Raw genomic sequence first — 14,664 nt, forward strand, 5'->3', positions numbered from 1 at the left:
GGGCGGAGCGGGGCACAGCATGATCGGCGACGATGGGCACATGCGTTCCGTCGTCCGTCCCCTCACCGCCGGCGCCCTCGGGCTGGGCGCCCTGCTGCTCGGGGCCGGGCCGGCCCTTGCCGTCGAGCCGTTCGCGCCCACCGAGCAGCTCGTCGACCAGGCCGACGTGCTCAGCAGCAGCGAGGAGGCGGAGGTCGAGTCGGCGCTGCAGGAGCTGCAGACCGAGGACGGCACGCAGCTCTACGTCGTCTACGTCGAGGACTTCGGCGGGCTCGACGGTGACCAGTGGGCGCAGCAGGCCTTCCAGGCGGCCGGGCTGGGCAACAACGACATCCTGTTCGCCGCCACGACGGACACCGAGCCCGGGCGGGACGGCTACTCCGTCGGTGGCCAGTCGCCCGTCACCGAAGCAGGGCTCAGCGACCTGGTCAGCCGGCAGGTCGAGCCGCAGCTGGGCTCGGACGACTGGGCCGGTGGCGCCATGACCCTCGCCGAGGGCATCCGCTCGGGTGCGGCCGCTGGTGAGGGCGGTGCCGCCGGGGGTGGCGACGGCGGAGGAGGTGCCGCGCTCGGCGTGCTCGCGGCGATCGCCGTCGTCGGCGGCGGCGGGTACGCACTGATGCGCAGCCGGCAGCGCAAGAAGCGGCAGGCGGCCCAGCAGCAGGCCGCTGCCGAGCGCGCCGCAGCCGAGGCGGCCGCCCGCGACCCGCACCACGGCACGCCGACCGAGCAGTTGATGTTCCGGGCCAGCGAGGAGCTGCTGGCGCTGGACGAGGCGGTCAAGACCTCCGAGCTGGACCTCGCCTACGCCCGGTCGCAGTACGGCGAGCAGCCGGTCGCCGGGTTCCAGGACGCGCTGGGCACCTCCAAGATCGAGCTGTCCCGGTCCTTCGGCATCCGCCAGGAGCTCGACGACGACGTCCCCGAGGACGAGCCGACCCAGCGCCGGATGCTCACCGAGCTGCTGCAGCTCACCGCCGCCGCCTCGGCGCGGCTGGACTCCCAGGCGGAGGCCTACGCCCGGTTGCGGCACCTGGAGGAGTCGGCGCCGGAGGCGCTGGCCGCGCTCGAACCCACCGTCGCGGCGGTGCGCGCCCGGCTGCCCGAGGCCGAACGCACGCTGGAGGAGCTGCAGCAGCGTTACGCCCGCAGCGCCTGGTCCCCGGTCGCGGACAACGTGGCCGAGGCGCGGACCCGGGCGGACCTCGCCGAGCAGGCGCTGGCGCACGGCCGGTCGGAGCTCGACGAGGGGCGGTCGGCCGGCGCCGTGCCCGCGGTGCGCGCCGCCGAGGACGCCCTCGCCCAGGCCCGCACGCTGCTGGACTCGGTCGGCCGGGTCGCCGGCGAGCTGGCCGGGGCCGGCGACCGGTTCACCGCGGTGCGGGTGGAGACCGAGAAGGACATCGCCGAGGCGCACGCGCTGCTCGGCCGGGGCGTGGACACCCCGGGGCTGCGCGAGCAGCTGGCCCGCGCGGAGAGCGCGCTCACCGCCGCCACCGACCAGTGGCGGCCGCGCGACGGCGCGCTGCCCGATCCGCTGGCGATCGTGCGGCAGCTCGACGAGGCGGACCTGGCGCTGGAGGCCGCGCTCGAGCCGGCCCGGGACGCCCGGCAGCAGCAGCAACGGGCGGCCGCCCACCTCCAGCAGGCGGTGCGCGCGGCGGACACCTCGATCGCCGTCGCCCAGGACTTCATCGCCACCCGCCGTGGCGCCGTCGGCAGCGTCGCGCGCACCCGGCTCGCCGAGGCCGACCGGAGCCTGGACGACGCCTCGCGGTCGGCCGCGGGCGACCCAGTCGCGGCGCTGCGTTCGGCCCAGCGGGCCGACGCGCTCGCCCGACAGGCGCTGACCCAGGCGCAGCAGGACGTCGAGGAGTACATGTCCGGCGGCTACGGGGGTGGCGGGTACCGGGGTGGCGGGTACCGCCGCGGCCCCGGCGGTCTCGGCGGCGGCTTCGCCGGGGGCGTGGCCGGCGGGATGCTCGGCGGCATCCTGCTCGGCGGCCTCGGTGGTGGCTACGGCGGCGGGTTCGGTGGTGGGGGCGGTGACGGCGGCTTCAGCGGGGGCGGCAGCTTCGGCGGAGACGGGGGCTTCAGCGGCGGCGGCAGCTTCTGAGCGAGTCGGCGGCCGACTCCACCGGACGGTGGACGTGACGTGGACCCCAGGTGAACCGTCGCAGGGTCACAAGACGGTCACTTCTGGAGTCACTCCATCCCGGCTGCTGGGAAATTCGTGTCACTCTGCAACTCCCATGACCACAGGCGGCCGGGGTCGGGCGCCTGAGCGCCTCCCAGGCCGCCTGCACGATGAACGAGGTGGCGGATGAACTCCCTGTCCAGGAGTGGCCGGCGTGCGCTGGTCGCGACGGCGGGCATCACGGCGGCGGCGCTCACGCTGGCGGCGTGCGGTGGCAGTGACGACGGCGGCTCCGGTGGGAGCGGTGGCGGCGACCTGCTGACCATCGGGACCAGCGACAAGATCACCACGATCGACCCGGCCGGTTCGTACGACAACGGCTCCTTCGCCGTGATGAACCAGGTCTACCCGTTCCTGATGAACACCCCGCTGGGCAGCCCGGACGTCGAGCCGGACATCGCCGAGTCCGCGGAGTTCACCTCGCCGACGCAGTACACGGTCACCCTCAAGCCGGGCCTCACCTTCGCCAACGGCAACGAGCTGACCTCTTCCGACGTCAAGTTCTCCTTCGACCGCATGGTCGCGATCAACGACGAGAACGGCCCGGCGTCGCTGCTGTACAACCTCGACAGCGTCGAGACCCCGGACGAGCAGACCGTCGTGTTCAACCTGAAGTCCGAGAACGACCAGGTCTTCCCGCAGATCCTGTCCAGCCCGGCCGGCCCGATCGTCGACGAGGACGTCTTCGCCGCCGACGCGCTCACCCCGGACTCCGAGATCGTCGACGGCCAGGCGTTCGCCGGCCCGTACGCGATCACCGACTACGACCAGAACAACCTGGTCTCCTACGAGGCGTTCGACGGCTACGAGGGCCTGCTCGGTGCCCCGAAGACCGACGAGGTCAGCGTCCGCTACTACGCCGACGCCTCGAACCTGAAGCTCGACGTGCAGGAGGGCAACATCGACGTCGCCTTCCGCAGCCTGAGCGCGACCGACGTCGAGGACCTGCGCGGCAACGACGACGTCCAGGTCATCGACGGCCCCGGCGGCGAGATCCGCTACATCACGTTCAACTTCAACACCCAGCCGTACGGCGCGACCACGCCGGAGGCCGACCCGGCCAAGGCGCAGGCCGTGCGCCAGGCCATCGCGAGCCTGATCGACCGCGAGGCGCTGGCCGAGCAGGTCTACAAGGGCACCTACACCCCGCTGTACTCCTTCGTGCCCGAGGGCCTCACCGGCGCCGTCGAGCCGCTGAAGGAGAAGTACGGCGACGGCGAGGGTGGTCCGGACGCCGACGCCGCCGCCGAGCTGCTGCAGGCCGCCGGGGTGGAGACCCCCGTGCAGCTGAACCTGCAGTACTCCAACGACCACTACGGCCCGTCCTCGGGTGACGAGTACGCCCTCATCAAGGACCAGCTGGAGCGCTCCGGGCTGTTCACGGTCGACCTGCAGACCACCGAGTGGACGCAGTACTCCGAGCAGCGCGTCGCCGACGCGTACCCGGCCTACCAGCTCGGCTGGTTCCCGGACTACTCCGACGCCGACAACTACCTGACGCCGTTCTTCCTCACGGAGAACTTCCTCAGCAACCACTACTCGAACCCGCAGGTCAACGATCTGATCCTGCAGCAGGCGACGACGGCCGACCCGGCCGAGCGGCAGGCCCTGATCGAGCAGATCCAGCAGCTGGAGGCCGACGACCTGTCGACCCTGCCGTACCTGCAGGGTGCCCAGGTGGCCGTCACCGGCACCGACGTCGACGGCGCCCAGGACACCCTGGACCCGTCGTTCAAGTTCCGCTACGGCGCCCTGTCCAAGGGCTGATCCACCGCACCACCCCCGGCCCCGGGCGACCCGCACCTCGCGGAGCGCCCGGGGCCGGGCTCGTCCGGCCCGCCCTCTCCGACGGGCCGTCTGATGGACTGGGAGCGATGACCACGACCTCCGAGCTGGCCGGGAACGCCACCGAGCCGGCCGCACCACCCGCGAGCCGCCGGCGGCGCACCGGTGGCGGCGGACTGGGGAGCTACCTCCTCGTCCGCTTCCTGCTGATCTTCCCGACGATCTTCATCCTGGTGACGACCGTCTTCTTCCTGATGCGCGCCACCGGTGACCCGATCACCGCCGCGCTGGGTGGGCGGTTGCCGGCCGACCAGCTGGCCGAGCGGATCCGGGAGGCCGGCTACGACCGGCCGCTGTTCACCCAGTACCTCGAGTACCTGGGCAACGTGCTCAGCGGCGACTTCGGCACCACGCTCAGCGACCGGCGGCCGGTCACCGAGGTGCTCACCACCTTCGGCGCCGCCACCCTGGAGCTGACCTTCTACGCCCTGATCGTCGCCTTCGTGGTCGGCATCCCGCTCGGGCAGCTGGCCGCCTACATGCGCGACCGGGCGCCCGACGCGCTGCTGCGGGTCTTCGCGATCCTCTGCTACGCCACCCCGGTCTTCTTCGCCGGCCTGCTGCTCAAGCTCGTGTTCGCCGTCCAGCTCGACTGGCTCCCGGTCGCCGGGCGGGCCTCCACCCGCACCGAGATCGAGCTGACCCGGCTGGACAGCCAGACCGGCATCTACCTGATCGACGCGATCCGCACCGGCAACCCCGACGTGATCGTCGACGTGCTGCAGCACGCCGTGCTGCCCGCCGTCGCCCTCGGCCTGCTCACCGCCGGGGTCTTCCTGCGGCTGGTGCGCACCAACGTCATCGGCACGCTGGGCAACGGGTACGTCGAGGCGGCCCGCTCGCGCGGCGTCGGGGAGTACCGGCTGCTGCGCAAGCACGCCTACCGCCCGGCGCTGATCCCGATCATCACCGTCATGGGCATGCAGATCGCCCTGCTGCTGGCGGGTGCGGTGCTCACCGAGACGACCTTCGAGTGGAAGGGCCTGGGCTTCCAGCTCGCCGAGTACCTGCAGGCCCGCGACTTCGTCGCCGTGCAGGGGATCGTGGCGCTGCTGGCGGTCATCGTGGCCGTCACCAACTTCGTCGTCGACGTCATCGCCGCGCTCATCGACCCCCGGGTGAGGTACTGAGATGGCCGCCACCACCGAGAGCCCCACCGGGAGCCCCACCGGTAGCACGGCCACCACCGCACCGGCCGGCCGGCGCCGCACCTGGCGCCGGCTGCCGATCGTCCAGCAGCTCCGGCAGAGCGTCGGCCTGCAGCGCGGCATGCTCGTCGCCGGGCTGGTGCTCTCCGGCGTCTTCGTGCTCACCGCCGTCTTCGCCCCGCTGCTGGCGCCCTACGAGTACAGCCAGCTCCGCGACGCCCAGGGCTCCTTCGGCGCGCAGCAGGCGCCGTCGGCCGAGCACTGGCTCGGCACCACCGTCGGCGGGTACGACGTGCTGTCCCGGGTCATCTGGGGCTCCCGGACGGCGCTGTACGTCATCGTCGTCGCGGTCGCCCTGTCCATCGTCCTCGGCGTGCTGCTCGGCCTGGTGTCCGGTTACTTCGGCGGCTGGCTGGACCGGGTGCTGGTGGTCATCGCCGACGCCGTCTACGCCTTCCCCGCGCTGCTGCTGGCGATCATCATGGCGATCGTCATCAGCGGCGGGCAGTCGGACATGTGGGGCGGCATCTGGGCCGCCGCGATCTCCATCACCGTGGTCTTCATCCCGCAGTACTTCCGGGTGGTGCGCGCGGAGACGGTGCGGATCAAGTCCGAGGCGTTCGTCGAGTCCGCGCGGGTGATCGGCGCCAGCAACCGACGGATCATGCTGCGGCACGTGCTGCGCAACGCCACACGCACCCTGCCGCTGATCCTGACCCTCAACGCGTCCGAGGCGATCCTCACCCTCGCCGGGCTGGGCTTCCTCGGCTTCGGCATCGAGCCGACCGACGCCGCCGAGTGGGGCTACGACCTCAACCGGGCGCTGTCCGACGTCACCAGCGGCATCTGGTGGACCGCGCTCTTCCCGGGCCTGGCGATCGTGCTGGTCGTGCTCGGGCTGACGCTGGTCGGGGAGAGCCTCAACGACCTCGCCGACCCGCGGCTGCGCACCCGCCGCCGGGCGGCCCAGCAGCAGCCCGAGGGGGTGGCCGAGGTGTCCGCGGTGCGTGGCGGCGCGCTCAGCGCCGGGCCGGGCGGCGTCGACGGGCTCGAGCCCCAGGGGCCGCAGCAGCAGGAGCCCGAGGGCCAGGGACGGGGAGACCGAGCATGAGCACCACCACGACCCCGACCGGCAGCACCGCGACCGGTCCGGGCAGCGGGGACGTCGTCGAGATCCGCGACCTCGCGGTCTCCTTCGCCACCGACGCCGGCTCCGTGGCCGCCGTCCGCGACGTCAGCCTGACCGTGGCCGCCGGCGAGGTGCTGGCGATCGTCGGGGAGAGCGGCAGCGGCAAGACCGTCACCGCACGCACCATCCTGGGCCTGCTGCCGGAGACGGCCACCGCTCGCGGCGCGGTGGTGCTGCGCAGCCGGGACGGCGGCAGCTCGCACGACGTCGTCACCCTGCGGGGCAGCCAGCTGCGCGAGGTGCGCGGGCAGGACGCCGCCATGGTGTTCCAGGAGCCCTCGACGGCGCTGAACCCGGTCTACCCGGTGGGCTGGCAGATCACCGAGGGGCTGCGCGCGCACGGGAAGCTCAGCAAGGCCGAGGCCCGGGCCAAGGCGATCGACGTGCTGCGCCGGGTCGGCATCCCCGACCCGGAGACCCGGATCGACCACTACCCGCACCAGTTCTCCGGCGGGCAGAAGCAGCGCATCGTCATCGCCCAGGCGCTGGTCCTCGACCCCGGCGTCATCGTCGCCGACGAGCCGACCACCGCCCTCGACGTCACCGTGCAGGCCGAGATCCTCGACCTGCTGCGCCGCTGCCGCGACGACTTCGGTGCCGCGATCGTGCTGATCACGCACAACATGGGGGTCGTCGCCGACCTCGCCGACCGGGTCGCGGTGATGTACCGCGGGGAGCTGGTCGAGCAGGCCGACGTCCGCACCCTGTTCGCCGCCCCGAAGGAGCCCTACACCCAGCAGCTGCTGGCCGCCGTCCCGCGGCTGGGCAGTGGCTCGGCCAGCGCCCGGGCGCGTGCCGAGCAGCGGGCACCCGGCTGGGCCGAGACGGCACCGGTGGTCGCGGCGCGCGACCTGCGGATCGTCTACCCGGGCCGGCTGCGCAAGCCCGACTTCACCGCCGTCGACGGCGTGAGCTTCGACATCCGGCCCGGCGAGGTGCTCGGGCTGGTGGGGGAGAGCGGCAGCGGCAAGACGACGATCGGGCGCGCCATCGCCGGGCTCACCCGGGTCAGCGGCGGGTCGCTGCAGGTGCTGGGCACCGAGATGAACGGGATGAAGGAGCGCACCTTCCGCCCCGTGCGCGAGCGGATCGGGTTCGTCTTCCAGGACCCGGCGACCAGCTTCAACCCGCTGCTCACCATCGCCGACGCGGTCGCCGAACCGCTGGTGGTGCACAAGCGGGCGAAGGACCCGCGCGCCGCCCGCCGGCGGGTCGACGAGCTGCTCGAGGCGGTACAGCTGCCGAAGGCCTTCGGTGACCGGTACCCGCACGAGCTCTCCGGCGGTCAGCGGCAGCGGGCCAGCCTGGCCCGCGCGCTGGCGCTGGACCCCGAGCTGCTCATCGCCGACGAGCCCACCTCCGCGCTGGACGTCTCGGTGCAGGCCCGGGTGCTGGAGCTCTTCGCCGACCTGCAGCGCCAGCTGGGGTTCGCCGCGCTGTTCATCAGCCACGACCTCGCCGTCGTCGACCTGCTCGCCGACCGGATCGCGGTGCTCCTGCGCGGCAAGCTGGTCGAGGAGGGCACCGGCGAGGAGGTGCTCGGCGCGCCGCAGCACGCCTACACCCGGCGGCTGCTGGCCTCGCTGCCGGTGCCCGACCCGGACCAGCAGGCCACCCGCCGGGCCGAGTGGGAGCGCCTGCGCGCGACGGACTGATCCTGCTCCACGCGGGGAGCGGGGAGTCGTCCTCGCTCCCCGCGCGACGAGCCGGCGTCAGCCCGCCGGCCACGCTCCGCTGGTGCCCGTGACGGCGTCCTGCTGCGTCTCGCCGCGCACGTCACCGTGCGCGAGGCCGTCGGCGTGTGCGGTGCGCTGGGCCGGGATGCTGCCGAGCCGGCCGGCGGAGTGGTCGGCGAAGGCGTCCCGCAGCTCCTGCCGGCTGTTCATCACGAACGGCCCGTACATGGCGATCGGCTCCCGGATCGGCAGGCCGCCGAGGACGACGACGTCCAGGTCGGGCGTGCGGGACTCCGCGTGCCGGTCGCCGGGCCGGGTGCCGTGCACGGTCACCGTGTCGCCGGGGCCCAGCACGACCAGCTGACCGGTGTGCACCGGGGCGCCGTCGATGCCCACCGCGCCGCTGCCGGAGAGCACGTAGACCAGCGCGTTGAAGTCCGGGCGCCAGGGCAGCTGCAGGGTCGCCCCGGGGGAGACGGTGGCGTGCACCATCGCCATCGGGGTGTACGTGCTGCCCGGGCCGGTGTGCCCGCCGACGTCGCCGGCGATCACCCGGAGCAGCGCACCGCCGTCCGGGCTGGCCAGCAGCACCGACTCCCGCGCGCGCAGGTCCTGGTAGCGCGGCTCCGCCCACTTCTGCGCCCGGGGCAGGTTCACCCACAGCTGCAGGCCGTGGAACAGGCCGCCGCTGAGCACCAGCGCCTCCGGCGGCTTCTCGATGTGCAACACCCCCGACCCCGCGGTCATCCACTGGGTGTCGCCGTCGCTGATGGTGCCCCCGCCACCGTGGCTGTCGGCGTGCTCGAAGGTGCCGTCGAGCAGGTAGGTGACGGTCTCGAACCCCCGGTGCGGGTGCCACGAGGTGCCCTTCGGCTCACCCGGGGCATACTCGACCTCGCCCATCTGGTCCATGTGCAGGAACGGGTCCAGGTCGCGCAGGTCGACGCCGGCGAAGGCGCGGCGCACGGGGAAGCCCTCGCCCTCGTAGCCCTGCGGTGCGCTGGTGACCGACCGGGTGCGCCGCTGGACGGTGCGCGGCGCGGGCAGCGGCACCCGGGGCAGGGTGGTGGTGTCCTCGACGGTGACGGCGGGCATGGCGGCCTCATTCCTGTTGAAAGCTCAACCAGATGCCACTGTAAGCCGTCGCGAGCCGGGCGTCTTCCCGGCCGGTGGTCACCCCCGGCGGTGCTCCCGGCGCCAGCGGCGCTCGGCCGCGTCGGCGAGCAGCAGGAAGGCCTGTGCCTCGGGGGAGTGCCCCGGCCGGTCGAAGTGCGGGGCGGCGCTGGCCCCGCTCACCCGGCCCGACGGGTCGAGCCGGGCCACCGCCGCCGCCAGCAGCTCGCAGCCCACGTCGGCGCAGTGGGCGGGGAGCCAGCCCTCACCCGCGCCGGTGAGCGCGGCCCAGGCGAACATCGCGGCGACGGTCGGGTCCGAGCGGCTCGCCGGGTCGTCGAGCACGTCCCCCAGGAGCCCGTCGGGACGGCGCAGCGGCAGGACGACGTCCAGCAGCCCGCGCACCTCCGTGGCCACCTCGACCCCGCGCCGCCCGGGCAGCCAGCGGACCGTGCGGGCCAGGCCGGCCACCACCCAGCCGTTGCCGGTGCCCCAGGCCCGCGGGTCGGCGAACGTCCCGGCGTCCTCGTCCCAGCGGGCGGCCCACAGCCCGGTGTCCGGGTCGCGCAGCCGGGTCCGGTGCCCGTCGAGCTGGTCCAGCGCGGCGACGGCGGCACCGGTCGCGGCGAGGAAGGGCACCGCCATGTAGACGGTGTCGGCCCACACCTGACGGCCCTCCACCAGGTGGAACAGCGTGCCGTCGCCCGCCCGGGGCGCACCGGACAGCAACCAGGCGCGCTGCCGGGCGGCCGCCGCGGCCAGCCCCTCGTCACCGGTGCGGCCGGCCACCAGGTCGACGAACTCGCCCACCGCCCCGCCGTTCACCGAGCAGAGCGGGTCCAGCTCGGCCAGCCGCCCGTCGGGCAGCTGCCGGGCCACCGCGTCGTCCAGCAGCACGCGCAACGGGGCCGCCGTGCCCGACTCGTCGAGCACGGCGGCCGTGAGCCCCTGGTCCCAGCTGTGCCGCTGGGTGACCAGGAGTGCGGTCAGCACCTGCGCGCGGACCTCGTCGTCCAGCACGTGAGCCTCCAGTTTCCTCGGTCCGCTCCTCGGTCGCTGGCGCTCCCTGCGATGCTCCCGGCGACAGCTGTCGATCTCCTTCGGTCCGCTCCTCGGTCGCTGGCGCTCCCTGCGATGCTCCCGGCGACAGCTGTCGATCTCCTTCGGTCCGCTCCTCGGTCGCTGGCGCTCCCTGCGATGCTCCCGGCGACAGCTGTCGAGCTAGAACGAGATCTCGGTGCCGTCCTTGAAGATCCGGCCGGTCACCGTCACCGGCTCGCGCAACAGAGCCAGGGCGCCCTGCGCGCTCTCCGCCGGGGTGCCCGGGGCCTCCTGGCCACCGAGGTCGGTGCGCACCCAGCCCGGGTCCAGGGCGTTGACCGCGACCTCGCCGGCGAGCTGCGCGGCCTGCATGAGCACCAGCCCGTTGAGCGCCCACTTGCTCACCCGGTAGCTGCCGATGCCGGCGTCCCGGATCAGCTCGGTGGTGCCCGCCCCGGAGCTGACGTGCACCACCCGGGGCTCGTCGCCCTTGCGCAGCGCCGGCAGCAACGCCAGCACCAGCCGGTGCGGGACGACGCAGTTGACCAGCAGGCTCTCCTCGAGCGTGCCGGCCGGCTCGTCCTCGAACCGTGGCTCGCGGGCGAGCATCACGCCGGCGTTGTTCACCAGCACGTCGAGCCCACCCCACCGCTGCCCGACAGCCTCGGCCAGCCGCCCGGGCGTGGCCTCGTCGGTGAGCTCGGCGACGACCGCGGTGAACGAGCCGGGGCCGCCGGCCAGCTCCGCGGTCAGCTGGTCCAGCGCCGCCGCATCCCGGGCGGTGCCGAGCACGTCGGCACCGGCCGCGACCAGCTGCCGGGCGACGGCCGCGCCGACCCCGCGGGAGGCGCCGGTGAGCAGCACCCGGCGTCCCGCGAGGTCGGCGCTGGAAGAGCCGACCGTCACACGCCGTCCTTGGCGGTGCGGATGACGTCGGCGTAGGTGCGGGCGCTGTCCTTCGGCGTCCGCACCTGGGTGTCGTAGTCGACGTGCACGATGCCGAACCGCTGGTCGTAGCCGCGGGCCCACTCGTAGTTGTCCAGCAGCGACCAGGCGAAGTACCCGCGCACGTCGGCGCCGGCCTCGATCGCCTCGGTCATCGCGGCCAGGTGCCGCAGCAGGTAGTCGACCCGCTCCGGGTCGTGCACCTGCCCGTCGGCGGACACCTGGTCCGGCCAGGCGGAGCCGTTCTCGGTGATGAACATCGGCAGGCCCGGGGCGACCCCGCTGATCCAGGTCAGCAGCTCGGTGAACGCCTCGGGGTTGATGCCCCAGCCCATGGTGGTGGTCGGGCCCTCGGGCTCCAGGTCCGCGACCAGCTCGCCGCCGATGAACGCCGTCTGCTTGCCGGTGGGCTCGCTGACCGCCCGCACCGTCGACTGGAAGTAGTAGTTCACGCCCAGCCAGTCGACCGGGGTGGAGATGATCTCCAGGTCGCCGTCCTCGATCGGCAGCGGCGCGCCGGCGGCGGTCAGGTCCTCGGCGACGTCGGCCGGGTACTCCCCGGTGACGATCGGCACCAGGAACATCCGGTTCTGCTGACCGTCGAGCCGGCGGGCGGCGTCGAGGTCGGCGGCGGAGTCGGTGGCCGCCTTCATCGGGGTGAAGTTCAGCGTGATGCCCAGGTGGTCGGCGCCCTTGTCGCGCAGCGTCTGGATCGCCAGGCCGTGGCCCAGCAGCAGGTGGTGCACCGCGCGGGAGGCCTCGACCGGGTCGGTGTGGCCCGGCGCGTGCTGACCGGCCATGTGGCCCAGCAGCGAGCTGCACATCGGCTCGTTGAGGGTCGACCAGTGCGGGATCCGGTCACCGAGGGCGTCGTACAGCACGCCGGCGTACTCGGCGAAGCGGTGGGCGGTGTCGCGGTCGGTCCAGCCGCCCTTGTCCTGCAGCGCCTGCGGCAGGTCCCAGTGGTAGAGCGTCAGCCACGGGTCGATGCCGGCCTCGAGCAGCTCGTCGACCAGGCGGCGGTAGAAGTCGACGCCGCGCTGCTCGATGCGGCCGGTGCCCTCGGGGAGGATCCGCGACCAGGAGACGGAGAACCGGTAGGCGTCCAGGCCCAGGTCCTTCATCAGGGCGACGTCCTGCGGGTAGCGCACGTAGTGCTCGCAGGCGACGTCGCCGGTGTGGCCCAGGTGGGTCTTGCCGGGGGTGTGGCTGAAGGTGTCCCAGATCGACGGGCCGCGGCCGTCGACGTCGACGGCGCCCTCGATCTGGTAGGCGGCGGTGGCTGCGCCGAACGTGAACCCCGGGGGGAACACGAGGCCGGCGGCGCGGTCTTCGCGGACGTCGGTGGATGTCATGGGGAGAGGTTCCTCTTTCGTTGACGGCATGGTGCAGCTGGCCCCTGCAGGGCCCGCCGCGAGCGTGCGAGTGGTGGTGGGGGGCAGGTGGTCCTCGTTCAGTCGACGCGCAGGCCGGTCGTGGGGTCGAAGACGTGCAGCTGGCCGGGGAGCACGGAGACGTGCACCCGGTCGCCGGCGGCCGCGGTGGTGCGCGGCTCGGTGCGGACGATCACGTCGGCGCCGTCGTCGGCGCCCCCGCGGAGCCGGGCGTAGAGGAAGGCGTCGCTGCCCAGGTGCTCCACGACGTCGACGTCGACCGGGACGCCGTCGCCGGTGGGGGACAGCACGACGGCCTCCGGCCGGAAACCGACCGTGACCTGGCCGTTGCCGGCCGAGGCGCGGGTCAGCTGCTCGCGGGGCACCGGCAGCACCGCGCCACCGAGGGCCACGCCGCCGTCGACCGCCGGCCCGGTGGCGATGTTCATCGCCGGGGAGCCGATGAAGCCGGCGACGAACACGTTGGCCGGCCGGTCGTACAGCGAGCCGGGGGTGTCGCACTGCTGCAGGACGCCGTCCTTGAGCACCGCGACCCGGTCGCCCATGGTCATCGCCTCGACCTGGTCGTGGGTGACGTAGACGGTGGTGGTGCCCAGCCGCCGTTGCAGGGCGGCGATCTGGGTGCGGGTCTGCACGCGCAGCTTGGCGTCCAGGTTGGACAGCGGCTCGTCCATCAGGAACACCTGCGGGTTGCGCACGATCGCCCGGCCCATCGCGACCCGCTGCCGCTGCCCACCGGAGAGCGCCTTCGGCCGGCGGGACAGGTAGGGCTCCAGGTCCAGGATCTTCGCCGCCTCGCGGACCCGGGTGGCGCGCTCGTCCTTGGAGATGCCGGCGAGCTTCAGCGCGAAGCCCATGTTCTCCTCCACCGTCATGTGCGGGTAGAGGGCGTAGCTCTGGAACACCATGGCGATGTCCCGGTCCTTGGGCGGGGAGTCGGTGACGTCGCGCTGGCCGATGACGATCGAGCCGGAGTCGACCTCCTCCAGCCCGGCGAGCATCCGCAGCGAGGTGGACTTGCCGCAGCCCGAGGGCCCGACCAGGACGAGGAACTCGCCGTCGGCGATCTCCAGGTCCAGGGCGTCGACGGCCGGCCGCTCGGCCTTCGGGTAGATCCGGGTGGCGTGCTCGAAGGTGACGGTGGCCATGTCAGGCGCCTTTCCGGCTGGACGGTGAGGGGGTCGGGAGGTGGGCGCCGGTCATCCCTTCACCGCGCCCTGCATGATGCCGCCGACGATCTGCTTGCCGAGGATCGCGAAGACGATGAGCACCGGCAGGGTGCCCAGCAGCGTGCCGGCCATGATCACCGCGCGCTGCGGGACGTAGCCGGAGCCCAGCCCTGCCAGCGCGACCTGCACGGTCGGGTTGGCGGTGGTCAGCGCGATGAGCGGCCAGAAGAACTCGTTCCACGCGGTGAGGAAGGTGAGCATCGCCAGCACCGCCATCGCCGGGCGGGCCACCGGCAGCACGATCGACCGGAAGATCCGGAAGGTCGACGCGCCGTCGACGCGGCCGGCCTCCAGCAGCTCGTTGGGCAGCGCGGAGATCAGGAACTGGCGCATGAAGAAGACGCCGAACGCGCTGACCAGGGTGGGCAGGATGACCGCCTGCAGCTGGTTCACCCACTGCAGCTCGGCGATCATCATGAACAGCGGGATCACCGCCAGCTGGGTGGGCACCATCATCGTGCCGATCACCAGCGCGAGCAGCAGCCCGCGGCCGCGGAACTGCAGCTTGGCGAAGGCGAACCCGGCCAGCGTGCAGAACAGCACCGTGCCGATCGTGATCGCGCTGGAGACCAGCACCGAGTTCAGGATGGCCAGTCCGATCGGGGCCTGGTCCAGCGCCAGCCGCATGTTGTCGAAGAAGCTGGCGTTGGGCAGGAACGGCGGCGGGGTCGCCGCGATCTCGGCGTTGGTGTGCGACCCGGCCACCACGGTCCAGTAGAGGGGGAAGATCGACACCAGCGACACCAGGGTGAGCAGGGTGTACGCCACCGGCCCGGCCTTGCCGTTCTTCCCGCCGGCGCCCTTGCCGCGGCGCCTGGTGGGCCCGCCGGTGGTCGAGGGTGCCTCGGTCTGCTCCGTGTCCGGGAGAGCGATCGTCGCCATGCCCG

At 73.2% G+C, this 14,664-nt stretch carries 11 protein-coding genes; 5 read left to right on the plus strand and 6 right to left on the minus strand.

Going from position 1 to position 14,664, the window contains the following annotated elements; translation table 11 throughout:
* Window positions 1–40: 40 nt before the first annotated feature.
* The 5 genes from JD78_RS21840 (at window position 41) to JD78_RS19910 (ending at window position 8,034) form a co-directional block, all read left to right on the plus strand.
* A complete protein-coding gene (locus JD78_RS21840) occupies window positions 41–2,116 on the plus strand; it encodes a TPM domain-containing protein (protein WP_208104162.1) in 2,076 nt (691 codons plus the stop codon).
* Window positions 2,117–2,323: 207 nt separating this feature from the next.
* On the plus strand, window positions 2,324–3,964 hold the full coding sequence (locus JD78_RS19895) for an ABC transporter substrate-binding protein (RefSeq protein ID WP_153362410.1): 1,641 nt from the start codon (window positions 2,324–2,326) through the stop codon (window positions 3,962–3,964).
* Between the two features lie 107 nt (window positions 3,965–4,071).
* A complete protein-coding gene (locus JD78_RS19900) occupies window positions 4,072–5,172 on the plus strand; it encodes an ABC transporter permease (RefSeq protein ID WP_153362411.1) in 1,101 nt (366 codons plus the stop codon).
* Between the two features lies 1 nt (window position 5,173).
* On the plus strand, window positions 5,174–6,301 hold the full coding sequence (locus tag JD78_RS19905; protein WP_166521350.1) for an ABC transporter permease: 1,128 nt from the start codon (window positions 5,174–5,176) through the stop codon (window positions 6,299–6,301).
* The gene (locus JD78_RS19910; protein WP_153362412.1) at window positions 6,298–8,034 is read left to right on the plus strand and encodes a dipeptide ABC transporter ATP-binding protein; all 1,737 of its coding nucleotides are present in this window, start codon (window positions 6,298–6,300) and stop codon (window positions 8,032–8,034) included. Before JD78_RS19905 ends, JD78_RS19910 begins: the two co-directional genes overlap by 4 nt.
* 57 nt (window positions 8,035–8,091) lie before the next feature.
* Here the strand turns inward: JD78_RS19910 and JD78_RS19915 are convergent, their stop codons facing one another.
* The 6 genes from JD78_RS19915 to JD78_RS19940 form a co-directional block, all read right to left on the minus strand.
* Entirely contained in the window at window positions 8,092–9,150 is a 1,059-nt protein-coding gene (locus JD78_RS19915) for a pirin family protein (RefSeq protein WP_166521351.1), read from the minus strand.
* Between the two features lie 78 nt (window positions 9,151–9,228).
* Window positions 9,229–10,188: a glycoside hydrolase family 88 protein gene (locus JD78_RS19920; RefSeq protein ID WP_166521352.1), complete on the minus strand. Its 960-nt coding sequence runs from the start codon at window positions 10,186–10,188 to the stop codon at window positions 9,229–9,231.
* 201 nt (window positions 10,189–10,389) lie between these two features.
* Window positions 10,390–11,115, minus strand: coding sequence for an SDR family NAD(P)-dependent oxidoreductase (locus JD78_RS19925; protein WP_153360278.1), 726 nt, complete (start codon window positions 11,113–11,115; stop codon window positions 10,390–10,392).
* The gene (locus JD78_RS19930; protein ID WP_153360280.1) at window positions 11,112–12,509 is read right to left on the minus strand and encodes a GH1 family beta-glucosidase; all 1,398 of its coding nucleotides are present in this window, start codon (window positions 12,507–12,509) and stop codon (window positions 11,112–11,114) included. Before JD78_RS19930 ends, JD78_RS19925 begins: the two co-directional genes overlap by 4 nt.
* 98 nt (window positions 12,510–12,607) lie before the next feature.
* Window positions 12,608–13,696, minus strand: coding sequence for an ABC transporter ATP-binding protein (locus JD78_RS19935; RefSeq protein ID WP_153360282.1), 1,089 nt, complete (start codon window positions 13,694–13,696; stop codon window positions 12,608–12,610).
* Window positions 13,697–13,747: 51 nt separating this feature from the next.
* Window positions 13,748–14,659, minus strand: a complete 912-nt coding sequence (locus tag JD78_RS19940) for a carbohydrate ABC transporter permease (protein ID WP_153360284.1) — start codon at window positions 14,657–14,659, stop codon at window positions 13,748–13,750.
* Window positions 14,660–14,664: the final 5 nt, after the last annotated feature.

The sequence above is a fragment of the Modestobacter roseus genome (assembly GCF_007994135.1).
GTDB classification, from domain to species: Bacteria; Actinomycetota; Actinomycetes; order Mycobacteriales; family Geodermatophilaceae; genus Modestobacter; species Modestobacter roseus.

Bases quoted from the DNA above. Each gene is read 5' to 3' on its own strand.
- JD78_RS21840 (WP_208104162.1), top strand. From the start codon at position 41: ATGCGTTCCGTCGTCCGTCCCCTCACCGCCGGCGCCCTCGGGCTGGGC.
- JD78_RS19895 (WP_153362410.1), top strand. From the start codon at position 2,324: ATGAACTCCCTGTCCAGGAGTGGCCGGCGTGCGCTGGTCGCGACGGCG.
- JD78_RS19900 (WP_153362411.1), top strand. From the start codon at position 4,072: ATGACCACGACCTCCGAGCTGGCCGGGAACGCCACCGAGCCGGCCGCA.
- JD78_RS19905 (WP_166521350.1), top strand. From the start codon at position 5,174: ATGGCCGCCACCACCGAGAGCCCCACCGGGAGCCCCACCGGTAGCACG.
- JD78_RS19910 (WP_153362412.1), top strand. From the start codon at position 6,298: ATGAGCACCACCACGACCCCGACCGGCAGCACCGCGACCGGTCCGGGC.
- JD78_RS19915 (WP_166521351.1), bottom strand. From the start codon at position 9,150: ATGCCCGCCGTCACCGTCGAGGACACCACCACCCTGCCCCGGGTGCCG.
- JD78_RS19930 (WP_153360280.1), bottom strand. From the start codon at position 12,509: ATGACATCCACCGACGTCCGCGAAGACCGCGCCGCCGGCCTCGTGTTC.
- JD78_RS19935 (WP_153360282.1), bottom strand. From the start codon at position 13,696: ATGGCCACCGTCACCTTCGAGCACGCCACCCGGATCTACCCGAAGGCC.
- JD78_RS19940 (WP_153360284.1), bottom strand. From the start codon at position 14,659: ATGGCGACGATCGCTCTCCCGGACACGGAGCAGACCGAGGCACCCTCG.